The organism is Nocardia sp. NPDC001965 (assembly GCF_053594175.1).
Window position 1 is genome coordinate 152,376 of sequence record NZ_JBSFDZ010000011.1, and the last position, 25,933, is coordinate 178,308.

Consider the following 25,933-nt stretch of genomic DNA (forward strand, 5'->3'; position numbering starts at 1 on the left):
TCATGCCGGATGAACTCGGACCCGGTACTCTCCCCGTGTTCCCATATCCGTCGATTTCGAGGATTTGACCAGGTGGAATCCACCGAACACGCCATCAGCGAGTCAGGCCCGGCGGCGGTAGCGCCACGTGACCACGCAGGGCCCTCGCTCGTGCCCGATACGCTCAGCATCGCCGCCGTGGTCCCGTGCCACAACGAAGAAGCATCGGTCGCCAAGGTCGTGGCCGACCTGAAGGCCGCGGTGCCCGGAATTGTCGTGTACGTGTACGACAACCTCAGCACCGACGCCACCGCCGAGAAAGCCCGGGCCGCCGGGGCGATCGTGCGCGCGGAGCGGGCGAAGGGCAAGGGCAATGTGGTGCGCCGCGCCTTCGCCGATATCGAGGCCGATATCTATCTGATGATCGACGGCGACGACACTTACGAGGCATCCGCGGCACCGCAGATGATCGAAACCCTGCTGTCCGGCCCGTACGATCACGTCCTCGGCGTCCGGAAACAGGACGAGAACGGATCGGCCTACCGGGCCGGACACGAAACCGGGAACAGAGTCCTCAACGGGGTGGTCGGCAAGGTCTTCGGCGAAAACGTCGAAGATATGCTCAGCGGTTTCCGGGTGTTCTCCCGCCGTTTCGTGAAGAGTTTCCCCGCGGTATCACGTGAATTCGAGATCGAGACCGAACTCACGGTCCATTCGCTGCATCTGCGAGTTCCGCAGACCGCGGTACCGGTGGGTTTCCGGGACCGGCCGGCCGGCAGCGAGAGCAAACTGCGCACCTACCACGACGGTTTCAAGATCCTGGCGCTCATCGTCGGATTGGCCAGGCACGAACGCCCGGTCGCGTTCTACGGCCTGCTGGGTACGGTCAGCTGGCTCATCTCGGTCGTGCTCACGGTCCCGATCATCGTGGAGTACTACGACACCCACACCGTGCCCCGCTTCCCCACCCTGTTCCTCGCCTGCACCCTGCTGCTGGTCGGCTTCCTGGCCTGGACCGCGGGCCTGATCCTGGACGGTATCCGCCGTTCCCGGCACGAGGCGTCCCGGTTGATCTACCTCCGTTACGAGGCCCCGGGCGCGGGAACGCCACCGGCAGCGACCGCTACGGACCGCCCGGACATTGTGGCCGGGGACATCCGTTGACCGCCGATACCGAGACCCGCCCTGCCGGACCCGAGCAGGCCGCGGGTGGTTCAGCGCTGGACAGGTCCCGGCGGACCGGCGAAGCGCTGGTGCGCCGGGTGGGACCGGCGACCATCGCGTTCACCCTGCTGGCCGGGATCTTCGGCCTGGTGTTCGCGGTGATGAGTCCGCCGTTCTGGGGTCACGACGAGCTCACCCAGTTCGGGCGCGCCTACCAGGTCGCTCACGGCGGACTGACCCCCACGCGTATCGACGACGACCGGGGCGTCTCCTACGGCGGTGAGGTGCCGGCGGCGGTCGAGGCGCTGATGGGTTACGCACTGAACGACTACACCCACAACCCCGGCGAACCGTACCCCGATGTGGCCGATCCGGGCGCGTACCAGCGGCTCGGCGACGCCCCTGTCACCGATGAGCGCAAGATCGTCTGGTTCACCAACACCGCCGCCTATTCCGCGGTTCCCTACGTGCCCAACGCGATCGGGATCCGGTTCGCCGAACTGATCGACGCCGACGCCGGCACCATGGTCCGGCTCACCCGGTTGTCCGGGCTGGCCGCGTATCTGCTCGTCGTCGGCTTCGCGCTGTGGGCGCTGCGCGGGCACCGCATCCAATGGCTGGCCTTCACTGTGGCCGTGTTGCCCATCGCGGTTTTCCAGGCGGGCACGGTCACCGCCGACACCCTCACCAACGCCCTGGCGGTTCTGGTATCGGCACTGCTGGTCAAGGGTCTGTTCCTCGGGGCGCGGCTGGGCCGGATCGAGACCACCGCGGTACTGGGCACCGCAATTCTGCTGCCGTTGTGCAAACCGACCTATGTGCTGCTGGCCATGCTCGTGGTGCTGATCCCCGCCGCGCGAATGGGACTCGACGGATGGCGCCGCTGGCTCATCTGGGCCTGCGCCGCGCTGGGCGCGCTCGGGTTCGCCGTCTGGATGAAGATCGCCGCACCCACCGGCGAGGGCACCAGCCTGATGCGGCCCCGCCACCAGTGGTACACGGTAGATACCGGCGAACAGCTGACCGGCATCATCACCGACCCGTTCGGCTTCCTGCGCACCTTCTGGGAGAGCATCCTGCGGCGCGACCAGGAATGGTTCACCGAATTCTTCGGCGAACTGGGCTTCGCCTATATCGATGTGCCCGCCACCGCGGTCGTGGCCTGCCTGCTCGCTTTCGCGGTGAGCGTCGGAATGGCGGAACGATTCGAGCTGCCGAATTTCCGGCGCACGCTGCTGGTCGCGCTGATCATGGCGGCCAGTGTCGCGATGATCTACGTGACGCTCTACATGTCGTTCACCCCGGTCGGCTACTACATCATCGACGGCGTACAGGGCCGCTATTTCGTTCCGCTGGCGATCGTGTCGTTCGCGGTACTGCTGCGCTGGATGCCATTCCGGCTCCGCGGCCCCGGCGACCGCGCGCCGGGCCGCTACGCAGCGGTGACCATCGTCGTCGCCGCACTGATCGCCCTGATCACCTCGGTCGCGAAGTACCACATCTACGTCTGGGCCTGACGACCGACAGGTACCCACCCCACCGGATACGCCCGGTCCGCGCCTTCGGCGGGGCCGGGCGTTCTCACGAAACGGATATGGTCCGCTCCCCTGACTCGGCGTAGGTGCGCTCGGTGGCGGCCTTCATCGGCCGCCACCAGGATTCGTGCTCCCGGTACCAGGCGACGGTGGCCGACAGCCCCGACCGGAAGTCGGCGTAGCGGGGTTCCCAGCCCAGTTCCGTGCGCAGCGGGCCGGCGTCTATCGCATAGCGCTGATCGTGTCCGGCCCGATCGGTGACGTGGTCGAAATCGCCCGGTTGCCGACCGAATTCGGCGAGGAGCAGCTCCACCACGGTCCGATTGTCCAGTTCCCCGTCGGCCCCGATCAGGTAGGTGCGGCCGATCCGGCCCCGTTCGAGCACATCCCAGACCGCACGATTGTGGTCCTCCACGTGGATCCAGTCCCGGATCTGGTGCCCGGCACCGTAGAGGCGCGGCCGCACCCCGTCGATCAGGTTGGTGATCTGGCGCGGAATGAACTTCTCCACATGCTGATACGGCCCGTAGTTGTTGGAGCAGTTCGACAGCGTGGCACGCAGTCCGAAGGACCGCACCCAGGCGCGGACGAGCATATCGCTGGCCGCCTTGGTCGCCGAGTACGGACTCGACGGGTTGTAGGCGGTGCGCTCGGAGAACGGGGGGTCCTCGGGTGCGAGGTCGCCGTACACCTCGTCGGTGGACACGTGGTGGTAGCGCACATTGTGGCGCCGGACTGCCTGCAACAGCGAATAGGTGCCGACGATATTGGTCTGCACGAACGGCCACGGCTCGGCCAGTGAGTTGTCGTTGTGTGATTCGGCGGCGAAATGCACCACCGCGTCCACACCGCTGACCAGTTCGTCGACCAGGTCCAGGTCCGCGATATCGCCGTGGACGAAGTCGATACGGTCGGCTACCGGGTCGAGGGAGGCCCGATTGCCGGCGTAGGTGAGTGCGTCCAGCACGGTCACCGTCGTATCCGGGCGTTCGGCGACGGTGTGCTGGACGAAATTGGCTCCGATGAACCCGGCTCCACCGGTCACGAGTAGACGCACTCGTTCACTGTACGTCCTGGTCATAGTCCCGGGACGCGGTCGGCGGCAGCGCCGGGGACAGTGGCAGGTGATCGGGTCGCAGCTTCGCGCCCCGGACCGGCGGACCGACCCGGCATCCGATCCGGAAAGCGAGATTTTCCGAAAGACGAAGCAGAAGAATGTTTTTGGCGGACCCGATCGTTCGAGGCCAGCGGCACTACCGATAGTCTTCGTGCCTGGATCCAGCCGACCCCACCCCCGGTCGGCCGCGTCCGTTCGCTCGACACGATTCCGTGCCCGCACTCTCCTATGAGGTGAACACATGCTCGTCCGGAGTTTGACCACGATGTCGACCCTGCTCATTGCCGCGGTCGGTATCGCATCAGGCAGTGCCCACGCGGCACCCACGATCCCACCGGAACCGGTGGGTTTCACCGCGCAGGTCGTCGGCGATCGCTCCGTCGTCACCACCGACTCCGGATCCATGCTGGTCGAAGACGGTATCTTCAAGATCGAGGCCGCCGACGGCACCCTGGTCGCGGGCACCCCACTGACGTTCCGGCTCGACGATTTCGAGTTCCCGATCGCGGTGGACATCGCCGGCCACACCGCGACGCTCACGCCGCAACTGGACCCGGACCGGGCGATATACCAGCCGGTCGCCCTGCCCCATCAGGAAAGCGCACCGTGGAAGACGCCCTACGACCGTGAAGTCGCCGCCTTCACCCGGCTCAAGGACACCATCGCCACCGGAGCGGCGATCGGCACCGCCGTCGGCAGCCTGGGCGGCGCCGCTCTCGGCTGCGTCCTGGGCGGGGCCGCGGGCGCGACCGTGGCCGCGGCGACCATCGTCGGGCTCTTCGGACCGTTCGTCCCGGCCGCGGTGATCGGCTGCCTGGGCGGCATCATCGCGGTCGGCGCCCTGGGTACGGTGGCGGGCCAGCTCTTCATCACCGCCCCGGTGATCATCGGCGCGGTGATCCAGTACGTCACCACGATCAACGAGCCGTTCCCGGCGGGCTGACCGGAGCTCAGAGCTCGCGACCACCCCCGAAATATTCGGGGTGGTCGCGATGTTCGGTCCTGTCATGGAGATCGGCGTCAACACCTTCCTGACCGATGAGGGCATCAGCGGAACCGTCCTGGGACCGGCCCTCGAGGAACGCGGTTTCGAATCGCTTTTCCTCGCGGAGCATTCGCATATCCCGGCGAGCCGGGAGTCCGCGTATCCCGGCGGCGGCGATCTACCCCGGGTCTATTACCGCACCCTGGACCCGTTCGTCGTCCTCGGCGCGATCGCGGCCGTCACCGACCGGCTGGTCCTCGGCACCGGGGTCACCCTGCTGATCCAGCGCGACCTCATCCACACCGCGAAGGAGATCGCGACCCTCGACCAGATATCCGGTGGCCGAGTGGCCTTCGGGGTCGGGGTCGGCTGGAATCGGGAGGAGATGGCCGACCACGGTACCGATCCACGCACACGCGGCGCCCTGCTGGACGAACAGCTGGAGGCGATCGTCGCGATCTGGACCGAGGATCTCGCCGAATACCACGGCAAATTCATCGATTTCGACCCGATCTACGCGTGGCCCAAACCACACCGTAAGCCACATCCGCCCATTTTCATCGGTGGTGGCGAGGCCGCGGCCCGGCGCGCGATCCGCCACGGGGTGGGCTGGATCCCCAACGGCGTGACCGACCCGGCCGCGGTCGTGGCCCAGCTGGCGGAGTTCTCCGCGAGCGGTCTGCCGGTCACGGTCACGCCGGCCCCGGCGGACCCCGCGGTACTGGACGCCTACGCCGAAGCCGGGGTGCAGCGGGTGACGCTGAAACTGGAGACCGAGCCCGAAGCGGATTCGCTGCGCGCCCTCGACGAACTCGCGACACTGGTCGAGCGGTACCGGAGCTGAACGATCAGTCGGCGCCCATCCGGGCGGCGCCCCAACTCCGCTGGACGTAACCGACCACTTCGTCCAGTTCGTCCCGGCCGACCGCGGCCGGCTCACCGGGTTCGAGCGGATCGAAATGGAAGATGTAGAGGCGCGAGGCGAACTGTTCGAAGGGTAGCGAGGCTTCCCCGAACCGTTCGCCCTGCCCGGCGGTACCGACCACCACACCGTCGCCCCAGTCCTGGCCGCTGTCGTTGTTCGGGTTGTAGAAGTAGACCCGCATCCGCTCCTGGGGATCCAGCGCCACCCGCAGGATCGTGATCGCGTGCCAGCCCACGAAACGGGCCGCGCTGTCGGTCACCGCGACCCCGGCGGGTTGCGGGTGGATCAATGGCTGGTTGCCGTTGTAGAACGGGTGGTAACCGGCATAGAAATGCCGGAGGAACCCGTCCATATCGGTCAGGTTGCCGGTGGCCACGTCGACATTGATCCGGAACCCGCGGCCCGACCACCAGCCGTGGAATTCCGGGTTGATCCAGCGATGCGGATCGCCTTCCCGGCCGATACAACGGCGGCCCATCTCCGCGTAGATACGGTCCAGATGCGGCACTACCAGCAGCGATACCGGATCGAGGTCCACCGGCAGCTCCGTGACGAGCCCTGCGGCGAGATCCCGCGAGGAAATGGGCTCACCCTCGAAGTGCATCACGACCTCGTCGTCGCGGACGGCCCAGGCCAGGGTCTGCAACAGATAGTCGGGGTCGTTGTAGGACCACATGGACAACGCCCGCGCGGACTGGCAGGTCGGGTTGTCGCCCTGGCCGATACCCAGTGGCTGTCCCAGGACCGACAACGTCCCCGACAGCAGCCGTGCCCGCGGGGCGGGTTGCGGCCCGAAGACCTGGGTCAGGCGCTGCCGGGAATGCGGGGAGAGCTGTAGTGCCAGTTGCCGCCACAGCGCCGGGGCGACCGGGGGCTGGTAGAGGATGCCGCGTTCCAGCAGCAAGGCCAGCCCGTAGATACACTGCGCGGTCTCGACGTGCACGGCCTCGTCGATCAGCCGCCGCACCAATTCGTGGTAACACAGCAGGCATTCGCGACCGGTGCTGGACAGGCCCAGCGCCTCACCCAGCAGGTACTCGCCCTTGCTCAGCAGAAAGCGCAGCAGTACCGCGTGGTACGGCGAAACCAGCCCGGTATCGTGCATCGAGCGCGCGAAACCCGCTGTCTCGTACTGCAGGGCGCTGTCGTCCATCGTCTCGAGCCGGGCCCGGTACACCTCGACGCCGGGATCCTCCCGGCAGGCGTCGGTGGTGCCGTAGAGGCTGCTGATCAACCGGTCGGCACCCAGACCACCGGCGCCCAGATCGATATCGGGATTACTGCGCGCGACGGCGATCTGGGTGATCATCCGTTTCACCGGCTCCACCTGGATCGGCCGCTGCCGCAGGATGCGCCAGATCTCGTCGACGAGATTCTCGAGGACCTTCTCGTATCCCACCTCCTCCACCAGATGGCGCAGCAGCTCCCGAGATACCTGGGCCATCCGTCCCTGCTGTGTCCGCTCGGCCTCGGTCGGCGGGGTGAACAGCAGCGACAAATTTATCGCCAGTACCTGGGAGAGATGATGGTGGGCCTGCTCGGCGGAAACCAGCGGGTGCACGTAGTCGCCCTTGGCGATCTCCAGCAACCGCAGGTTGCTCACCGTTTCCAGGACGACGGTGTCCGGATTGGTGCTGCGCAGCGAACCGCTGCTCAGCGACGGGATGAGGATCTGCGGGCGGGCCCAGTCCGTACCGAGGAACAGTCCGGCGATGTCCAGTCGCGCCGCACGTGACCGCACCGCTGCGCAACCACCGGGCAGCAGCAGTACCCGGCGTAGTGCGCCGAATACCCGCGACAGCTTCACCTGCTTGCCGAAATCACCGGCATCCGCAAGTGCCTGGGTGGCGTCGTCCAGTCTGGCCAGATGCCTGTCCATGGACTCGTCACCGCTGCTGAATGGACTCAATCGCCGAACCTCCCCGACGAATCCGTTGCCGGCAACGGATCAAATATAGAAATCGAGCTCTTCCTGCCTCTTCAACAGATCCCGGAGAGTGTACGGGTCGTCTCCGAAGAAGTACAGAAGACCCCAATGGTTTCCGAATGCGGTCCGTTTCATCACTTTCTCGGTCAGCGGAGAGGACAGTTCGTGCGATTCGAAGTATTCGTGATCTTCGGTCTCCTCCGGTACGGACAATCGACTTACGACCCGCCGGCGCGGGTATACCCCGAAGGTGCCGGCGTGCCCCTTGGCATCTATCACTTCCCGTGGGAAGAAGTCCGCGATCTCCTCCTCGGTGGTCTTCGGATCGAATGCGAGAACCAACCCGTGGTAGGCATTGAATCCGTACGACCGTTCCAATAGTTCGAACACCTTGAATCCAGGCGGCCGGTAGGCCACCTCCCCGAAGTACATCTCACCGTCACTGGTGACGAAGTATTCGGGATGTACGAATCCGAAGTCGATATCGAAGGTTTTGATCAGCCGTTCCACCTGACGGGTGATCTCCGGCCGATATTTCTCCAGTTCCGGGGTCGCCGGTACAAAAACAGAGTATCCGAGCGTCACATATTCGGAAATATTGAGGAACTGGATCTTTCCGTTGTGGATCCAGGCCTCGACAGCAAATTCCCAGCCGTCGAGGTGGGATTCCATGAGTACCGGGAAATCCTCGTCGGGGATCGTCTCGATCTCGTCCGGCGTCCGGATTACCCGGTGGCCGAGACATCCTGCCTTGTCGAAGGCCTTGATGTGGATGGGATCGTTCGGGTCACCGTCGAGTTTCATCAGGGTCTGATTGACCCTTTTCAGAAAACGTATGACATCGTCGCGCTCGTGCGCTTCCTCGAAGATGCCGACCCGGATTCCGCCGAGCTGCGCTCGACGTTTCATCAGGGCCTTGTCCCGCAACAGCATGGCCTGGCCGAACAACCGCGGGTTGTTCAGAAGCACGGAATTGATGGCTCCGGCCCATTCCACGGTCTCCTCGAAGATCGGAATGGCGACATCCACACCCATGTCCCGTAGCGTTTCGGCGATCTCCACCGAACGTTCGTTGAGCCGTTCGAAATTCCAAGGAATATACGGTATCTCATGTTCGGTACAGTACCCTTCGGCCCATTCCGGGGCGACCACCACATAGCGCCGGTCGAATCGATCGATCGCCTCGACCGCATTCAGACTCCAGCCCAGCAGCGCAATGTACCCCTTATCCGGGTTTCGATTTCTTGATTCCAAATCCGGAACCGACAAAGCCTACCCCTCTCAATCCCTTTTCCTGCACTTATCAGATCTCGAGGGCGCAATATCACAGCCGTGTGCGGAAAACCGCACCGGCGCGGAATTCGGGCGGATACTCGACCGAATCCTCAGTAAAAATATCGAAACGGATCTGGATCGGACCGCTGTATCGCCCTCATTTTTCATGGGTACCCACCGGGCCGCGATACCAAACGGTGCCGCGGCCGTAACGCCTCGGGTACACCCGGTGTGGCGACCGGCGCCGAGGCGGCACCGGGTCGCGCGCCCGCCCGCCGCGACGACCGGGAACCGGCTGCCGCACGCAGCCCACCACGCCGGGGCTGGCACACTGACCGAACATGCGCGGAATCATTCTGGCGGGCGGCACCGGGTCGCGTTTGCATCCGATCACGCGCGGGGTGAGCAAACAGCTGGTCCCGGTCTACGACAAACCCATGGTCTACTACCCGCTGTCCACTCTCATGCTGGCCGGCATCCGGGACATCCTCGTGATCACCACACCCGAGGACGCCGAATCCTTCACCCGGCTCCTAGGCGACGGGTCCCAGTTCGGGATCACGATCGACTATGTCGTGCAGCCGGTTCCCGACGGCCTCGCCCGGGCGTTCGTGCTGGGCGCCGACCATATCGGTGATGATTCGGCCGCGCTGGTCCTGGGCGACAACATCTTCCACGGGCCCGGTCTCGGCACCAGCCTGCACCGGTTCGCCGAGATCGACGGGGGCGCCATCTTCGCCTATCGGGTATCGGACCCCACCGCCTATGGTGTGGTCGAATTCGCCGACGGCAAGGCGATCTCCATCGAGGAGAAACCGAAGCTCCCGCGATCCAACTACGCGATCCCGGGCCTGTACTTCTACGACAACGACGTGGTGGCGATCGCACGCGGCCTGCAACCCTCGGCCCGAGGGGAATACGAGATCAGCGATATCAATCGGGCCTACCTGGACGCGGGCAAACTCAACGTCGATCTCCTGGCCCGAGGCACCGCATGGCTGGACACCGGGACGTTCGACTCGTTGCTGGACGCCGCCAACTACGTCCGCACCATCGAGGAGCGCCAAGGCCTCAAAATCGGGGTACCCGAGGAGGTCGCGTGGCGGATGGGCTATATCGACGACGAGCAGCTGTGCCTGCTCGCCGACCCGCTCACCCGCTCCGGCTACGGTGGGTACCTGCTCGATCTGCTCGAGCACGGACGAAGTTGGTGAGTGGGTAGATGCGGATCAGTGAGCTGTCGATCCCCGGCGCCTGGGTCTTCACTCCGAAGATCCACGGCGACGATCGGGGCGCCTTCGCCGAGACCTTCCGGGCCTCGGAATTCGAGAAGGCCACCGGCCGATCCTTCGATCTGTTGCAGGTCAACACGTCTGTCTCCGCCGCCGGAGTACTGCGCGGCATCCACTACACCGACGATCCGCCCGGCCAGGCGAAATACGTGACCTGTGGACGCGGTGCGTTCCTGGACGTCGTTGTCGATCTGCGCCCCGGTTCCCCCACCTTCGGCCGGTGGGACAGCGTGGTACTCGACGATATCGACCGCCGTTCGATCTTCCTGTCCGAAGGGCTCGGGCACGCGGTGCTGTCCCTCCAGGACGATTCGGTCCTCACCTATCTGTGTTCGCTCGAGTACAGCCCCGAACACGACCACGATCTGGATGCGTTCGACCCGGATCTGGCGATCGATTGGCCCGCGACGGGTCGCGACGGGCAAGAGCTCACATATCTCCGTTCCGCCAAGGACGCCGCGGCTCCATCGCTGCGGAGCCGGACCGCCGCCGAGTGATCCGGCTCGCAGGTACCGAGTTATTCACCCGCGCAACCGCTGAGCGATTCACCACACCGAACGGTCTATTTCCGGGGGCCGCGGCGGAAACGCCAGAACTGCACGGCCCGTACATCCTCCGACAACTGGTTCACCGGTTCGGCCACCTCCGACAGCACCTGGAACAGATCGTCGGCGAGATCACTGATGTGCTCCACGCGGGTCGCGAGCCTGGAGGCATTCACCAGGAACTCCAGCAAGAGCCGAACCGCGGCCGCGATCGTCAGCGCGAGCGGTATCGCCAGCAGCGCCGCAAGCACTCCGAGCAGCGCCGATACCCGCCATGCCAGAACAGTGAGCAGCACCGGGGCGGCGATCGCGAAAGCCAGTCCGAGCAGATAGACCAGCGGTAACAGGGTCCGTGTCGCCGGGCGGCGGAACTGCACATCCAGTAGCCCGCGTAGCGCGTCGGTCCCCCAGGACCCGACCGCTCCGGCCCGATCACCCCGTTCGGGCCGGGGTTCGGCCTCTTCGGCGGCGGCCGCATCGGCGAAGCGTTGCGCCGCCTCGGCCCGCCAGCTGAGTTTCCGCCGGATTCGCCGACCAGGCGAATCCGCAGTATCGTCCTGCTCCGGCGGTCTCATTCCGGCGCCGACGGTCGGCGCGGGAGGAACCGCCGGCTCAGGTGCTCCGGCCGCCGCCGGACCGGTTCTCGGGGATTCGTCCGCTGCCTCGCTGGCCATAACGGGATCCTCCCCGGATTCCATCCGCGAAGCCAACCAGAATCCCGGCGATCACCCTGTACCAGTGGATCTCGACTGCCGCCACAAATGAGAGGAAGCCGACAGTCGAAAAAATTCCCTGGAACGGCGTAACGCCCCGGGCACCCGGCACCGATACGACCCATGAAAGCCGGAGCTTATCTATACCGGGGAATGGAGATGACAGTGCGTACGACGTTTCCGACTTCCGTCTCGGCGGCCGCGAAGTCCGCTGCCGCGCGGGATTACGCCCAGCGTGGCTGGACGGTCGCCGAAACGACCAACGGCCTGTGCCTTATCACCGACGAAGACCTGTCCGCCGTCGAGGTCACCGGGGAGTTGGCCGCGTCGGTCCGTCGCTACATGCGAGCGAACAATCTGACCGGTCCGGTGATCGAGATTCCGGGTGCCGAGCGCCGCGAGATCCACTTGGTCACCGGGATGCGCAAGGCCCAGCGTGCGGTCGAGGCGCTGCGCGAGGCCGGTGCGGTCGTGTACACCGACGGCGACGGCATCCCGCTGCCGCCCACCCACCTCTCGGCCGGTTCGGCCAGCTGGGGTGTGGGCCCGGACGAGGCCCGCTGGATCCCGCCGGTGGTCGCGATCGGTGCAGCGGTCCGTTCCGTATCCGCCCGTGCCCGCCGGACACACCGTCTGACCAGCGCCGCCTGCGCCTGAGGCAGCCGCCGCGGGCCGACTCGCGGCTTCGGTGTAGGAACAACTTCATCTGTGAACAAGCAACAGAGCCCCGGTCGTATCGGACGACCGGGGCTCACCGCTGCGCGGAACTAGCGAATACGGAAGATGACCAGACGCTGGACCACGAAGTTGATCACCGTGGCCGTGCCCTGAGCGATGACGTACGCCACCGGGACGCGCCACCACAGACCCTCGTCGAAGGCGTGATAGAAGACCCAGTTGATGCCCACCTGCACGCAGAAGGTCAGCGCGTAGAGGATCACCACGGCGACGAACCTGGCCCGGCTGGGCTCCGCATCGAAGGTCCATCGGCGGTTGATCAGGTAGGCCGTGGTGGTGCCGGCGATGAAGCCGATCGCTTTGGCCGGGTTCACCGGCAGGCCCACCGCCTCCAGCAGCAGCACGTAGAGCCCGAAGTCGACCACGGCCGACAGTGCGCCGGTCAAGGCGAACCGCACCAGCTGTGTCACCAGGCCGATCTGCGCGCTCTCCTGCCCGGGAACATCCGGGTTCTCCGGTTCGGACACGGCGGCGACCGGCTCCTCGGGCGAGACGGAAACTTCCCCGGCGCCCTCCGGCACGACCGGGGCACTCCGACTTACTGCGTTGCTTTCTGAGCCCACCGACGGAAATGTACTTGTCCGGCGGCGGAAGCGAGAGGACGGGTGGGCGGCCGACGCCGGATCGTTTGCACGGGTAACGAATCGAACGCCGATTCCGTTGAACCGGATTCCGCTCATACCTGTAGCCTCTAAGCCGATGTCCACGAAAGCTCCGACCTCGACTCAGGCGTCCGGTACCGAGACCCCATCGGCCGGCGATCCAGATACCGCTGGTCCGGGGTTCACGCTACCCACGCGAACCCGGACGCTCACCGGATGGGCCCGGACGGCGGCCACGACCGCCGAGGTTCTCTCGACCAGCGATCCCGAACTCATCGCCCGCGCGGTCGCCATGGTCGCCCAGGACAACGACGGCAAGCCGGAGCATCTACGTCGCGGTGTGATCGCGCGCGGGCTCGGCCGCTCCTATGGCGACAACGCGCAGAACGCGGGCGGGCTGGTCATCGATATGACCGCCCTGAACAAGATCCACCGCATCGACCAGGACACCCGTCTGGTGGATGTCGACGCAGGTGTGAACCTCGACCAGCTGATGAAGGCCGCTCTCCCGTTCGGTCTGTGGGTCCCCGTTCTGCCCGGTACCCGCCAGGTGACCGTCGGGGGCGCGATCGGCTCCGATATCCACGGTAAGAACCATCACAGCGCGGGCAGCTTCGGCAACCATGTTCGCTCGATCCAACTACTCACCGCCGACGGTGAAGTGCAGACCATCGGCCCCAAGAAGAACGCCAAACTCTTCTGGGCCACGGTCGGCGGCTGCGGGCTCACCGGCATCATCCTGCGCGCGACCATCGAGATGACCCCGACCGAGACCGCGTACTTCATCGCCGACGGCGATGTGACCTCGGGCCTCGACGAGACCATCGCGTTCCACAGCGACGGCTCGGAGGACAACTACGAGTACAGCTCGGCCTGGTTCGACGCGCTGAGCCCGATGCCGAAACTGGGCCGGGCGGTGATCTCGCGTGGTTCGCTGGCCAAACTGGACCAGCTGCCCAAGAAGCTGCGCAAGAACCCGCTGGGCTTCACCGGGAAGACGTTCCTCACCTTCCCGGACGTTTTCCCGAACGGGCTGCTGAACAACAAGACGTTCACTCTCGCCACCGAGATCTGGTATCGCAAGGGCGCCACCTACCGGCAGAAGCCGCAGGATCTGACGGCTTTCTACCATCCGCTCGATATGCTCGGCGAGTGGAACCGGGCCTACGGGTCACGGGGTTTCCTGCAGTACCAGTTCGTGGTGCCGCCGGAGGCCGTCGAGGAGTTCAAGCAGATTCTCATCGATATCCAGGCCAGCGGTCACTATTCTTTCCTGAACGTGTTCAAGTACTTCGGTGAGGGCAACCAGGCGCCGCTGAGCTTCCCGATGCCGGGCTGGAATGTCTGCCTGGACTTCCCGATCGCGCCCGGCCTCAACGATTTCGTCACCGAACTGGACCGCCGGGTCCTGGAATTCGGTGGCCGGCTCTACACCGGTAAGGATTCGCGCACCACCGCCGAAGCCTTCCACCAGATGTATCCCCGGATCGACGAGTGGATCAAGGTACGCCGCAGCGTCGACCCCACAGGCGTTTTCATGTCCGATATGGCGAGAAGGCTGGAGCTTCAGTGATCAACGCGGTAGGCAATCCGCAGTCCATTCTGCTGTTCGGCGGGACCTCGGAAATCGGCCTCGCGATCGTTGCGGAGTACCTGAAGAAGGGCCCCGCCCGAGTGGTCCTGGCCACCCTCCCGAACGATCCGCTGCGCGATACCGCCGTCGCGCAGACGAAGGCCGCCGGAGCCGACCAGGTCGATGTGATCGACTTCGACGCTCTCGATACCGATACTCATCCGAAGGTGGTCGATCAGGCCTGGGCCGACGGTGATATCGATGTCGCGATCGTCGCGTTCGGGCTGCTCGGCAATGCCGAGGAACTCTGGCAGGACCAGCGCAAAGCCGTACAGATCGCGCAGATCAACTACACCGCCGCGGTATCGGTGGGCGTGCTGATCGGCGAGAAGATGAAGGCGCAGGGCTTCGGCCGGATCATCGCCATGTCCTCGGCGGCCGGTGAGCGGGTACGCCGCTCCAACTTCGTCTACGGCTCCACCAAGGCGGGTCTGGACGGTTTCTACCTGGGCCTCGGCGAGGCGCTGCGTCCGCACGGTCCGCGGGTGCTCGTCATCCGGCCGGGCCAGGTGCGCACGACGACCACGATCGAGCACTGGAAGGCCACCGGCGGGAAAGAGGCGCCGTTCACGGTCGACAAGGAAGAGGTCGCCGCGCTGGCGGTCGCCGCCTCGGAGAAGGGTAAGGACCTCATCTGGGCGCCGGGTGCGTTCCGCTACGTGATGATGATCCTGCGCCATATCCCCCGGCCGATCTTCCGCCGGCTGCCCGTCTGATACACGGGTCACACCGCGAAAGCCCGAGGGCCGTCGCTTCCGGATTTCTCCGGCGAGCGACGGCCCTCGTCGTATTCGGTACTTCCGGCGGGCCGCGGTGTTCCGCGGCCACGGCCACTGTCAAACGCGTGTCATCCGCTGGCCCAATTCGCGGCGCAGCACCTCCTGAGACGGCAGGCGCCCGAGGACGCGTAATACCGACGGTCGTAGTTCCTTTTGCTCCTCGTCGGTGAGCAAGCCGACGAGATCGCGCAATTCCATATCATCGAAGGCCGAAGTCATGCGAACCAGCGTACGGGCCGGGTCGCCGTTCGTCATCCGTTCAGCGATTCCCTCTCGTGGAAATAAACCAACATGTGAGCCACACCACTTGATAGACGAGTCTCGATGTAGCACAACCTCGTTCAACTCACACGGATCGGATCGTCGGCACTCGCACCGCTGCGGTTCTCCTGCGTAACGGTCAGTTCGGCAGGTCCGGCGTCGGGGCGGTACGGGGTGAAATGTTCCAGCGAACCCCAGTCCCGGGCCCAGTCGTCGGACAGATAGGTCGCGACCGAATCGGCTTCCAGCAGTAGCTCGGTCCAGCCCAGCGGACCACCGCCGATATTGTCCTGCCACGCGTTGGAAGCATCGGATCCGACCCGATCCGGCAGGATCCGCCAGCGCGGCACCTCCGCGACGCCGTGCGCGTGATCGAACGGCCGCTGGCAGCCGAAGGCCAAACCGACGTGCCAGTCCAGCAGGACCGGGTCGGTATGTCCCACAACGGAGTCCAGCGTCGCCAGACGCGGCAGCCGTGGCGGGGTCACCGCCAGCCACTGCCGTTCGGTGATGTCGTTGTCCACTGCCACCAGGCGGACCGCGTTCACTTCCCGGGGCAGCTGATCCAACGGCACCCGCAGATTGCGCCACGACGGATTCGGTCCGATATCGAGCGGGGTCACCGAACCGAGGACCTTCATGGTCCCGTCGGCATTCCGCGTTCCGTACTCGACCGTGAGATCCTGACCGTAGGTGAGCACACCGTCGGCGTCCACCGATTTGATCCGCCCGGCGGCCGTGAGTGCCAGGACCCGGTAGGCCGGATCGGCCCGCATCTCGTCGGTGAGATCCAGGCGGTACCACTGGGTGGTGAGCTTCGCCTGCTGCTGGTCACCGTCCTGATAGCTACCGAGCACCGGAGTACGGGCCGGGTCGAGACCGAAGGGTAGCGCCACCGTGGAACCGTTGATACCGGTCTGTACCGATGTGCCACCGCCGGTGCCGGCGCCGGTGGTGTCGGTGGTCTTGTTCTCGGTATCGGATTCGACGGTGTTCGCGCCCCCGGAGGTGGTCTCCTCGGCGTCGGCGGTCAGATCGTCGGCGACACCGTCCGGAGTGAATCCGACGGTCTGCGCGTCGGGATCGGCGGAAACCAGGCCGTCCGCCGGATTCCCCTCGTACGGGAGCAGGAGCGAGTCGGCGGTATCGGTTTCCACCAGCACATCGTCGGCGAGGCCGCACGAATCACCGGCCATGGCGCGGATATTCGATTTCGCGATGGAATAGGCCGGGTACTGCCCGATGGCCGCCTTGGTCAGCGACGCGATCTCGAAGAGCACCAGCAGGGCGGCGGCGACGGTGAGCGGGGCGGAGGCGTACCGGGCCGACCGCGACGGCGGCCCGCCGCGATAGGGCGCGCGGTAGTGCAGCCACAGCGCCACCAGCAGCGCGAGAACGGCCAGACCGAGGAACAGGGTGGACAGCCCCTTGCCCGCGATCAACGGGGCCTTGTCCCACCACGGAACGCCGTAACTGGATACGTACCACCAGCCGTTCGAACCGGTGAACGTGATCGCCAGCAGAAACAAGACGGCGGCGGCGAACAACGCGCGGTTCCGCGGCGCGCGGATACCGTCGGTACCGACCGCGACCGCCGCCAGCGCGGCCAGCGATCCGGCGAGACCCGCGTACACACCGAAATGGTGGGTCCATTTGGTGGGCGTGAACATCATGAGCAGCAGCGAGGCGAAAACAATGCCCAGGATGCGCACCGACGGCCCGCGCGAGGTCCCGGGTATCCGGCCCTTGCGCAACACCTGGAGCACGCATACCAGCAGGCAGAGCAGCATCAGCAGGACACCGAAGCGGCGGGCCAGCGAACCGTCCGGCGACAGCATGAGCAGCGAGTCCCAGCGGGTGCGCTCGTCGAACCAGGCCACATTCGGCCCGACCGCCGTCCGGACCCGGGTGGCCTCCATCACCGTCGACAATGTCTGGTCGGCGAAGATCACCACCAGCACCAGGGTTCCGGCCGCCAGGCCCGGCGCCACAACGCTCGCGTAGCGCCACAGGGCCTGCCCGCGCGAGGAGCCGCCACGCGCGCGAGCGATGATGATCTGCAGGACGGGGCGGGATCCGGCGATCAGCGCGGCGATACAGATCAGCCCCGTCGGCCCGGCGGCCAAGGAGAACGCGGCGATGAGGACCGCGATCGCGGCGGGCAGCAACCGCGCGGTGGCGATGGCGCGTTCGATCGAACACCAGGTGAGCAGGGCCCCCGCGGCAATCAGCGGTTCCGGGCGCAGACCGTTGTCGTAGGGCAGCCAGAAAGCCAGGAACACCAGGCCGGCGGTCCACAAGGCGATCTTGTTGCCGCGGACCCGGGCGCCGAGTCTGGGCAGCACTTCACGGCTGATCACCAGCCAGCACACGATTCCGGCGAGCAGCGTGGGCAACCGCATCCACGGGCTGGACTCCGAGACCCGCGTCATCCACGCCAGCACCTCGTAGGACCAGCCGAACGGAGCCTCCGGGACCCCGAACCAGCGGTAGTAGTTCGCCAGGTATCCGGCTTTGTCCGAAACTCGGGCCATGTTCAGGATGTAGCCGTCGTCGGAGGTGTTGGCACCGATGATGTGCCAGCCCGCGAGGACACCGAGCACCACGCCGTCGGCGAGCCCGAAACGCCACCAGTGCGCGGGTAGGAAGCGGCGGGCACGGCGGCCGTCGGTGGTGTCGAGGAGATGCAGCGCGATCAGGGCCAGCACCGTGAACACCACCGCACCGGTGATCGCGGCGATCTTGAGCGGGGTCGGCGACGAGGTGAATCGAGAATCTATATCGGCGTGCAACCGGATACCGCCGAGCTGCGCCTCCGGCAGATCGGTGAAGACCCCGACCAGCTGCGGCCGGATATCCCGGCCCACCTCCGCGCGAAACGGAGTCCCGTCGGCGCGCGCGGTACCGGTGAGTTCCGCGGTGGACACAGCGGCCGACGAGGTGACGGTCAGGGCTGTACAACCGCCGAGCTCCGCGCGATCGGCGGCGAGCAGCGGTACATCGCGCAGCACCACCGACAGGGTGTCACCGGTGACCGTCACTCGCAGCCCCCGCGCCGAGGACTGGCCCGAACCGTCGGGAACTGTTTCCACCACGGTGCCCTCGGCGCCGCGCAGCACCGGGCACGGCACCGTGAGGTTCAACCGCAGCGGCTGATAACTCACCAGCGGCGCCTCGACACTGGCGGCGCCCGCCTGCGGCCAGTCCAGGCTCGTCCGATCCTGGCGCACCGGCAGCAGTGGCGCCGCCAACGCCAGCACGAACCCGAGTAGCCCGGAAACCAGAGCCAGCAGGCGGATACGGTTCAACGCTCGAGGAGATCGGTCCGGTCGCACGGGGCTCGACTCTAATAGGCACCACCCCGCTCGGAGACCGCGCATGGCCGGAGGGACACACGGGTGCCCACCACACACCCGCCGCGGGGCGACGCAGGTACGCAGAAAGCGCACGGCCGCAGCGAAGGCGCAGGTACGCACAACGCGCACGGCCGCAGCGAAGGCGGAGGTACGCCCGGTCGTATTTCCCGGCACCGAGGTGGACGCGGCGGTCCACACCGCTCAGCGCTTCAGCACGACCAGGGTGAACGGCCCGATATCGGTGGTGGTGAATCGCGGATCGTCGAACAGTTTCGCGGGGAACGCCACGGTGTAGCGCTTGACATTCGGATCGTTCGGGTACACGTCGGCGGCCAGCCGCAGCGTGTACTCCTCGCCACTGCGCCGGAACAGGAACGCATCGGGCGCCCGCCACGGCGCGGCCCGCATCGCCTCGAGAAGTTCGTCCGGTGTGTCCTTTCCGCTCCACTCTTCGATGGCGGCGGACCGATCCGCATAATCGGCCAGCGGATTGGCGTAGTGCGAGGTCATCCCCTGGAAGCCGAAGTACGGGTAGTAGGCGAGGAAGGTGGTGTCCCCGGTGAGCACCACGTTCTCCGAGGGTTCGCGACCTGTCTGTGCCCGCAGTTCCCGGTCGATATCGCGGTAGTGCCGGACAGCGGACGGATCGCGCTGGTCGGCACGGTTCCCGTCGCCGTCGGTGTCGGTGTACGCGGTGGTGATCTCGGGTGCCAGGACGTGTGGGATGTCCTGGCAGTAGGCGAGCGCGCCCACCGTCGCCAGCACGATGGCCACCCAGCGGAACCGCGCCGGTTCGTTGAGTGCCTGATAGATCGCGCGGGCGCCCTCCACGAAACCGAACCCGCCCGCGGCCGCGAGCAGCACCAGCAGCACCGGTTCCAGCCGGAACGACAGCAGAGTCGAACCCGCCGCGGTGGCCAGCATCGACAACAGCGACCACAGGTACACCGCGAGCACGCCCAGGCCCAGCGATTGCGCACGCCGCGAAGAACTCGCGCGCAGCACCAGCCAGATGACGCCGACCAGGCACAGCGCGCCCAGCAAGGAGAAATGCATCATCGGCAGCGGCAGTTCGGAGCCAGCCTCGGGCAGATAGTGGAAAGCGCCACCGGATTGCAGTTTCGGCCGGTCCAGCATGCGTGCCAGGAAGGGCAGGAACACCGGCAGCGCGATGAGAGCCGCGATCACGCCCATCGCGATCAGACGCAGCAGCGGGGCACCGATCGCGCGTCCGGCGGTGCCCACCGGTTCATGCGACTCCCCGGTATGCGCCGCGATCCGGCGCGGTGTCCGGGCGGCGTAACGAGCCCGCAGACCGAGACCGGCGGCGACCACCGCCATGAGCACCACGGTGAACACCGCGAAGGCGAAGTACAGGGTGTAGCAGGCGGCGGCGAACCCGAGGAACAGCCCGGTGCCCAGTACCGCGGCCCAGCCGCCCGCGGTGGGACCGTCCCGGGAGTCCGCGGGCCCGCCGGTGATCTCGGCCGGTCGGTACAGCGCCCCCCAGGCCAGCACGAGAACCGGCGGCAGCAGAATCGCGATGACCGCACCGTAGGCTTCCGGCGCCGCGTAGGTGACCGCCACGGCCGTCACCGCGCTGGTCACCCCGACCGCCCAGTCCGCGCGGATCAGCCGGGTCCACAGCACCAGCGATATCACCGCCGCCACCGCGATCGACCCGATCGCGTACGGCTTGAACACCTCCCAGCCGTCCATTCCGAGCACGTTCGCGACGCGCCCGCCCACCCAGAACCAGCCGGCCGGATAGAACGGCGGCAGATCCGCGTAGGTCATATCCCGCAGCGCGGCGCCGTCGGTGAGCCGGGTCAGGTATTCGGTCCGGAACTCCTGGTCCACCGAGATACCGAACAGGTACAGCTTGGTAGCCGCCAGCGGCATACCCAGGGTGACGGTGACGAATGCCGAGATACCGGTCCAGGAAAGCAGTTTCGCGAGCGTGCGCGAACGCCGTAACCGCAGCAGGGCGATCGAGCCCGCGATCAGCGCGGCGGCCCCCACCTGACCCACCGTGGTCAGCGCCCGCACCACATTGGAGGAGTTGAACGCGGGCCACTGCACCAGGGAGAAAGCGACCAGCCCGACGGCGACCACCACTACCGCGACCACCGCCGCGAGTACAGCTTCGCCGATTCCGGCCCCGACCTGACGCACCAACCGCGCGCCGCGACTCGTCGTCATCGGCGTACTTACCTCCGGCTCCCGATCCACCTACTGGGCGTCGGTCAGCCTAGTGCAGGGTTCCCACCTGGCCCGCGCACGCATGTATGACCGGACGACGGTGAAGCAACGGCGTCGCGGCAGTGGACTCAGCGACCGGGATCGATCGGCCCGTCGTGCACATTGATCTGCTGGAGTTCCACCGAGAGCCGAGCGGCCGTGACGAAGTCCGCGTCGTCGTGCACGATGACCAATCCGTGGTGTGCGGCCGTTGCGCAGATCTGCAGGTCCACGGCGGACAGGCAGCGGTGGGTACCACGCTCGGCGGCGTAGTACTGCAACTTGCCTATCCATTGTCCTGCCGATTTCGGTACGGCAACCTCGGGATACAGCTCGTCGTACATACGGCAGAAGGTCGTGTACTCCTTCACAGTGCGTGCCGACTTCAAGAACTCGGCACGTTGCGGGTAGCAAGATCGGAATTCGCCTTCGGCCGCCGCCGGCAGCCAGCGGTCCACAAGAGCGGGATCCCGGAGAAATCGCCACAAGGCCGAAGAGTCGACAAGGTAACCGATCATCCGCCGAAGGCCTTCTTCTCGGCCGCGTGGGCAGCTTCGGCACCCTCGATATCCCAATCCTTGGCAAGTTCGAAGTAGTGGAGAAATGCCTCTGCGCGAGACCGGCGCTGGTTGTATTCGCGCAGCGCCTCCGCGACAGCTGCCGTTTTGGTCTTGTGGCCGCCCAGCTTCTTGGCCGTCTCCAGTTGCTCGTCGTCGATCTCGATATGGGTTAGCGACACAGCTACCTCCTGTACAAAAAGCGACGACCGGACACCGGAAATTGTACATTCCGATGCTCGGTCGTCGCCGTGTTCAGCAGATCAGAAGACCCGCAGCTTGCCCGGATCCCACAACCCGTTGCGGGTGGCGGTACCGGTCGCCAGCTGCGCGGGAACCGCGTCGTAGTACTGGTCGTAGCGTTCCAGCGTGCCCCAGTCGCGACCCCAGTCGTTCTTCAGATAGGTCGGGATCGTGGTGGACTTCGCCAGCATCTGGGAGAACCCGAGCGGACCACCGAATTCCTGGGCCTGCCAGGTGTTGGTGGAACTCACCGCAAGCGGGCGATCCGGCAGGATACGGAACTTCGGCACCTCGGCCACGCCGTTCACATGCCGGAACGGCCGCTGGCACGGGAACTGCAGACCCACCGCCCAGTCGAGCAGAATCGGCTGCTCCGACCCGAGGTAGTCGTTGGCCGTCTCCAGTTTCGGCACCCGCGGCGGGGTGAAGGCCAGCCACTGATCGCCGATGAGGATCGGATCGTTGGCGACGACCCGGATCGCGTCGGCTTCCGGGGCGATCTCGTCCAGCGGAACCCGCAGGTTGCGCCAGGACGGGAACGGACCGATATCGCGCGGCAGATAGGTGCCGAGCTGAGTGATCGAACCGTCGGGCTGCCGTTTGCCGTAGTCGACGGTCAGCGACTGGCCGTACTGCATGGCGCCGGTGTCGTCATAGGACAGGATCCGGCCGGCCGCGGTGATGACCACCAGCGGATGGTCGGGCGACCGCTCCGGCAGCTCGTACCAGCTCGACGAGACGAACGCGGGCTGCTGCACTCCGTCCTGGTAGCTGCCCAGGATCGGGGTGGTGGCCGGGTCGAGGCCGAACGGCAGGGCCACGGTGCTGCCGTTCACACCCTGCGCACCCTGACCACCGCCTGTTCCGGCGTTCTGGCCTTCGGCGAACGCGGCACCCACCGACTGGTTGGAGGTGTTACCGGTACCCGGCTTCACCTCGACCGCATCGGCGGACAGATCGTCTGGAACACCGTTGGGATCGAACCCGACCGGGTCGACACCGGCCAGCGGATCGTTCGGGTTCGTGGGCGGATGCGCCGGATCGATGATCGGGTTCAACCGCCCGGCGTTGGCATTCGACTCGACCAGCACATCGTTGGCGAGACCACAGGTCTGACCGGTGAGCGCGTCGATATTGCCGCGCCCCAGCGAATACCCCGGATACTGCGAATAAGCGCCCTTGGCCATCGAGAGCACCTCGAACAGCACCATGGCCGCGGCCACCAGGGTCAGCGGAACGGCCGCGAACTTGCGGATCCGGCGGCCCCGGGCGGTACGTGTCGAGGTGGGCGGTTTCGCGTATCCCTCACGCAGGACATGCCAGGCCACCAGCAGCAATGCCGCCCCGAAGAGCACCAGCATCACGGTGTTGGACGAGATACCGCCCAGCACCACCCGCTTGTCGAACCAGGGCACCCCGTAGCTGGAGACATACCAGTAGCCGTTGATTCCGGAGAACGCCAGCGCGAGGGTGAACAGCAAACCGGCCAGGAAGATCGCCCGGTTCTTGCGCGCCCGCAGCGCCGATGCCGAGACCGCGACCGCGGTCACCGCCGCCAGCGAACCCGCGATCCCGGCGTAGGCGCCGAAGTGGTGGGTCCACTTGGTGGGGTTGAACATCATGAAGAAGATCGTGCCGAACACGACCCCCATCAACCGCCAGGTGGGTGCCGCGGCGATCCCCGGCACCCGGCGCCGCCGCAGCAGCACCAGCATGGTGGTGAACAGGCACAGCAGCATCGCCAGGAAGGCGAAGCGGCGCGACAGCGAACCGTCGACCGTTTCGACGAACAGGTAGTAGTAGCGCAGGTAGTCCTCGTACCAGGCGAGGTTGGGGCCGGCCAGCTGCCGCACCCGGTTCGCCTCCTGGATACCGGCGAAGGTCTGGTCGCTGTAGACCACCGTGAGCACCAGGAACCCAGCGGCGGCGAGCGGTGCCAGCAGCGCGACCGTTCCGTGCTCCCGGTGCCGGCGTACGACGATCCGGGTGAGCGGCCGGATACCGGCGAGCAGCGCGGCCACACACATCAGACCGGTCGGGGCGGCGGCGAGCGTGAACGCGGCGACCACCACCGCCACCGCGGCCGGCAGCAATCGCCCGGTCGCGATGGCCCGTTCGATGGAGACCCAGGTGAGCAGCGCGCCGAGGGCGACGATGGGCTCGGACCGCAGACCGTTGTCGTAGGGCAGCCAGAACGCCAGGAACACCAGGCCGCCGGTCCACAGCGGGACGCTGCCGAACCAGGCCCGCTCCCGTGCCCCGCGCAGCCCGCTGCCCAGCCGCGGCACCACCTCGCGGCTGATCACCATCCAGCACAGGATCCCGCAGGCCAGTGCGGGCAACCGCACCCACGGGCTCGCCGTGGAGACCTCGGCGAACAGCTGGATCACGTAGTAATACCAGCCGAACGGCGCCTCCGGTACGCCGTACCAGCGGAAATAGTTGGCCATATAGCCCGCGTCCGGCGCCACCCGCACCATGCTCAGGATGTAGCCGTCGTCGGAGGTGTTGGCGCCCAGGAAATGCCAGACCAGCAGGGTGCCGATCACACCGCCGTCGGCCATGGTCGGTTTCAGCCAGTGCGCGGGCAGAAAACGGCGATGACCACGCCCATCGCTGGTGTCCAGTCGCGCCAGCGCCACCAGGGACAGCAGTGTGCACAGCACCGCGGCGACGATCGCGGCGAGTTTGATCCAGGTCGGGCTGGAGGTGAACCGGGTGTCGATCGTCGAATCCAGGGTCAGCCCGGCCGGGATACCACCGGTCATATCGGTGAACACGCCGACCATCTGCGGCCGCAGATCACCGACCAATCGGCCTGCGTTGGGCGCACCGGTAGCGGTGGTCAGCCCTTCGAACGCGGCGCTGGTGGCCGTGCTGTCGGAGTGGATGGTGATGGCCGAGCAGTTCGCCATCTCCGCCCGGTCCGCGGTCGCCACGACCGCGTTCCGGTCCACCACATCGACCGAGGTTTCCGACACCCGGACGAACAATGCCTCCAGCGCGGCCCGGTCTCCCTGCGGGGGCGCGGTGGCCAGCAACATCCCGCCCTGCGGGGGCAGCTGATCCACCGCCACGCACGGGATGGTCGCGCTGAGATCGATCGGCACCTGCGACATGAGCGGCGCCTGCACATTCGCGAGCGTGTCGTTCTGCGGCCAGCTCAGTGTGGCCGTGGTCTGGGTGACGGGCAGAAAGGGTGTGGCGATCGCGAAAAGCGCCCCCAGCACACCGGTGACGATCGCGACGAGACGCGCGATCCGGAAATCCTTCGGCGCAACCTTCGGCTCCGGCTCCGGTGGCGTCTTCGTGAGTACTGCGGTGGCGACTTCTGGCACGCTGGCATGCTACTTGGGCCCGGCACGCAAGGCCCGATGGCGGCCCCGGCGAGTACCCGAACCGCTCCGGAAACACACCCGTCGTCCGGGGCATATAAACCACCGGAATGGGGTAAAGAGGGGCGGCTGGCACAATCGGCCGGGAAACACCCCCTTATGCGCGGGGTATGGCGGCGGTAATGGAAAGGTAGGGGCATGACCAAGGTGAATCTCGAGACGAACTACGGAACCATCGGCCTCCAGCTGGACGAGGCGAAGGCGCCGGACACCGTCCGTAACTTCGTCGAATACGTCAAGTCGGGACACTACGACGGCACGATCTTCCATCGCGTTATCCCGGGCTTCATGATCCAGGGCGGTGGTTTCGACGGCCAGATGCAGCAGAAATCGACTCAGGCGCCGATCCAGAACGAGGCGGCCAACGGCCTGAAGAACAACAAGTACACGGTCGCCATGGCGCGTACCAACGATCCGCATTCGGCGACCGCGCAGTTCTTCGTCAACGTCGCCGACAACGACTTCCTGAACCACACCCAGCCGGCCGGCCAGGGCTGGGGTTACGCCGTCTTCGGCGAGGTCACCGACGGCACCGAGGTGGTCGACAAGATCGCCGCCGTCTCCACCTCGTCGCAGGGCATGCACCAGGACGTCCCGGTGGAGAACGTGGTGATCGAATCGGCGACCATCGCGGGCTGAGCTCGATCCGTATGTGACGGTTCGGGTTGTTC

General features: G+C 66.3%; 21 protein-coding genes. 10 read left to right on the forward strand and 11 right to left on the reverse strand.

Annotated elements, in window-relative coordinates:
- Positions 1 to 72 precede the first annotated feature (72 nt).
- Both ACWCPQ_RS18325 and ACWCPQ_RS18330 read left to right on the forward strand, forming a co-directional pair.
- The gene (locus ACWCPQ_RS18325; protein ID WP_449900198.1) at positions 73 to 1,143 is read left to right on the forward strand and encodes a glycosyltransferase; all 1,071 of its coding nucleotides are present in this window, start codon (positions 73 to 75) and stop codon (positions 1,141 to 1,143) included.
- Complete coding sequence (locus tag ACWCPQ_RS18330; protein ID WP_449900200.1) at positions 1,140 to 2,660, forward strand: DUF2142 domain-containing protein; 1,521 nt, start codon at positions 1,140 to 1,142, stop codon at positions 2,658 to 2,660. Before ACWCPQ_RS18325 ends, ACWCPQ_RS18330 begins: the two co-directional genes overlap by 4 nt.
- 64 nt (positions 2,661 to 2,724) lie before the next feature.
- On the opposite strand, the gene rfbB is transcribed toward ACWCPQ_RS18330, so the two are convergent.
- Entirely contained in the window at positions 2,725 to 3,735 is a 1,011-nt protein-coding gene (rfbB, locus tag ACWCPQ_RS18335) for a dTDP-glucose 4,6-dehydratase (protein WP_449900202.1), read from the reverse strand.
- A gap of 301 nt (positions 3,736 to 4,036) precedes the next feature.
- Here rfbB and ACWCPQ_RS18340 point away from each other — a divergent pair, with 301 nt between their 5' ends.
- Both ACWCPQ_RS18340 and ACWCPQ_RS18345 read left to right on the forward strand, forming a co-directional pair.
- A complete protein-coding gene (locus ACWCPQ_RS18340; RefSeq protein ID WP_449900204.1) occupies positions 4,037 to 4,738 on the forward strand; it encodes a hypothetical protein in 702 nt (233 codons plus the stop codon).
- Positions 4,739 to 4,802: 64 nt separating this feature from the next.
- Positions 4,803 to 5,624 carry an LLM class F420-dependent oxidoreductase gene (locus ACWCPQ_RS18345; protein ID WP_449900254.1) on the forward strand — a complete coding sequence of 274 codons (822 nt, stop codon included), beginning with the start codon at positions 4,803 to 4,805 and terminating at the stop codon, positions 5,622 to 5,624.
- Between the two features lie 4 nt (positions 5,625 to 5,628).
- On the opposite strand, the gene ACWCPQ_RS18350 is transcribed toward ACWCPQ_RS18345, so the two are convergent.
- Positions 5,629 to 7,584 (reverse strand): hypothetical protein, encoded by a 1,956-nt coding sequence (locus ACWCPQ_RS18350; protein ID WP_449900257.1) that lies wholly within the window; start codon positions 7,582 to 7,584, stop codon positions 5,629 to 5,631.
- A 69-nt stretch (positions 7,585 to 7,653) separates the two neighbouring features.
- Positions 7,654 to 8,694 (reverse strand): ATP-grasp domain-containing protein, encoded by a 1,041-nt coding sequence (locus ACWCPQ_RS18355; protein ID WP_449900259.1) that lies wholly within the window; start codon positions 8,692 to 8,694, stop codon positions 7,654 to 7,656.
- Positions 8,695 to 9,248: 554 nt separating this feature from the next.
- On the opposite strand from ACWCPQ_RS18355, the gene rfbA reads away from it, so the two are divergent.
- Together rfbA and ACWCPQ_RS18365 are read left to right on the forward strand one after the other, a co-directional pair.
- Positions 9,249 to 10,121 (forward strand): glucose-1-phosphate thymidylyltransferase RfbA, encoded by an 873-nt coding sequence (gene rfbA, locus ACWCPQ_RS18360; protein ID WP_449900206.1) that lies wholly within the window; start codon positions 9,249 to 9,251, stop codon positions 10,119 to 10,121.
- Positions 10,122 to 10,129: 8 nt separating this feature from the next.
- Positions 10,130 to 10,696 carry a dTDP-4-dehydrorhamnose 3,5-epimerase family protein gene (locus ACWCPQ_RS18365; RefSeq protein WP_449900208.1) on the forward strand — a complete coding sequence of 189 codons (567 nt, stop codon included), beginning with the start codon at positions 10,130 to 10,132 and terminating at the stop codon, positions 10,694 to 10,696.
- Positions 10,697 to 10,761: 65 nt separating this feature from the next.
- Here ACWCPQ_RS18365 and ACWCPQ_RS18370 read toward each other — a convergent pair whose 3' ends face one another.
- On the reverse strand, positions 10,762 to 11,319 hold the full coding sequence (locus tag ACWCPQ_RS18370; protein ID WP_449900210.1) for a DUF4282 domain-containing protein: 558 nt from the start codon (positions 11,317 to 11,319) through the stop codon (positions 10,762 to 10,764).
- A 291-nt stretch (positions 11,320 to 11,610) separates the two neighbouring features.
- On the opposite strand from ACWCPQ_RS18370, the gene ACWCPQ_RS18375 reads away from it, so the two are divergent.
- Positions 11,611 to 12,114, forward strand: coding sequence for a hypothetical protein (locus tag ACWCPQ_RS18375; protein WP_449900212.1), 504 nt, complete (start codon positions 11,611 to 11,613; stop codon positions 12,112 to 12,114).
- 110 nt (positions 12,115 to 12,224) lie between these two features.
- Here ACWCPQ_RS18375 and ACWCPQ_RS18380 read toward each other — a convergent pair whose 3' ends face one another.
- Positions 12,225 to 12,662: a GtrA family protein gene (locus tag ACWCPQ_RS18380; protein ID WP_449900214.1), complete on the reverse strand. Its 438-nt coding sequence runs from the start codon at positions 12,660 to 12,662 to the stop codon at positions 12,225 to 12,227.
- Between the two features lie 232 nt (positions 12,663 to 12,894).
- On the opposite strand from ACWCPQ_RS18380, the gene ACWCPQ_RS18385 reads away from it, so the two are divergent.
- Together ACWCPQ_RS18385 and ACWCPQ_RS18390 are read left to right on the forward strand one after the other, a co-directional pair.
- Positions 12,895 to 14,370 carry an FAD-binding protein gene (locus ACWCPQ_RS18385; RefSeq protein ID WP_449900216.1) on the forward strand — a complete coding sequence of 492 codons (1,476 nt, stop codon included), beginning with the start codon at positions 12,895 to 12,897 and terminating at the stop codon, positions 14,368 to 14,370.
- On the forward strand, positions 14,367 to 15,146 hold the full coding sequence (locus ACWCPQ_RS18390; RefSeq protein ID WP_449900218.1) for a decaprenylphospho-beta-D-erythro-pentofuranosid-2-ulose 2-reductase: 780 nt from the start codon (positions 14,367 to 14,369) through the stop codon (positions 15,144 to 15,146). The genes ACWCPQ_RS18385 and ACWCPQ_RS18390 overlap by 4 nt, the downstream gene beginning before the upstream one ends.
- A 120-nt stretch (positions 15,147 to 15,266) precedes the next feature.
- Here ACWCPQ_RS18390 and ACWCPQ_RS18395 read toward each other — a convergent pair whose 3' ends face one another.
- The 6 genes from ACWCPQ_RS18395 to ACWCPQ_RS18420 all read right to left on the reverse strand — a co-directional run bounded on the left by ACWCPQ_RS18395 (position 15,267) and on the right by ACWCPQ_RS18420 (position 25,205).
- Positions 15,267 to 15,428: a hypothetical protein gene (locus tag ACWCPQ_RS18395; protein ID WP_169333235.1), complete on the reverse strand. Its 162-nt coding sequence runs from the start codon at positions 15,426 to 15,428 to the stop codon at positions 15,267 to 15,269.
- A 122-nt stretch (positions 15,429 to 15,550) separates the two neighbouring features.
- The gene (locus tag ACWCPQ_RS18400) at positions 15,551 to 18,850 is read right to left on the reverse strand and encodes an arabinosyltransferase domain-containing protein (RefSeq protein WP_449900219.1); all 3,300 of its coding nucleotides are present in this window, start codon (positions 18,848 to 18,850) and stop codon (positions 15,551 to 15,553) included.
- 177 nt (positions 18,851 to 19,027) lie between these two features.
- Positions 19,028 to 21,028 carry a galactan 5-O-arabinofuranosyltransferase gene (locus ACWCPQ_RS18405; protein ID WP_449900221.1) on the reverse strand — a complete coding sequence of 667 codons (2,001 nt, stop codon included), beginning with the start codon at positions 21,026 to 21,028 and terminating at the stop codon, positions 19,028 to 19,030.
- Positions 21,029 to 21,156: 128 nt separating this feature from the next.
- Complete coding sequence (locus ACWCPQ_RS18410; RefSeq protein WP_449900223.1) at positions 21,157 to 21,411, reverse strand: hypothetical protein; 255 nt, start codon at positions 21,409 to 21,411, stop codon at positions 21,157 to 21,159.
- A 170-nt stretch (positions 21,412 to 21,581) separates the two neighbouring features.
- Complete coding sequence (locus ACWCPQ_RS18415) at positions 21,582 to 21,806, reverse strand: type II toxin-antitoxin system VapB family antitoxin (protein ID WP_449900224.1); 225 nt, start codon at positions 21,804 to 21,806, stop codon at positions 21,582 to 21,584.
- An 81-nt stretch (positions 21,807 to 21,887) separates the two neighbouring features.
- Positions 21,888 to 25,205 (reverse strand): arabinosyltransferase domain-containing protein, encoded by a 3,318-nt coding sequence (locus ACWCPQ_RS18420; RefSeq protein ID WP_449900225.1) that lies wholly within the window; start codon positions 25,203 to 25,205, stop codon positions 21,888 to 21,890.
- 195 nt (positions 25,206 to 25,400) lie between these two features.
- Here ACWCPQ_RS18420 and ACWCPQ_RS18425 point away from each other — a divergent pair, with 195 nt between their 5' ends.
- Positions 25,401 to 25,901, forward strand: a complete 501-nt coding sequence (locus ACWCPQ_RS18425; RefSeq protein ID WP_449900227.1) for a peptidylprolyl isomerase — start codon at positions 25,401 to 25,403, stop codon at positions 25,899 to 25,901.
- Positions 25,902 to 25,933: the final 32 nt, after the last annotated feature.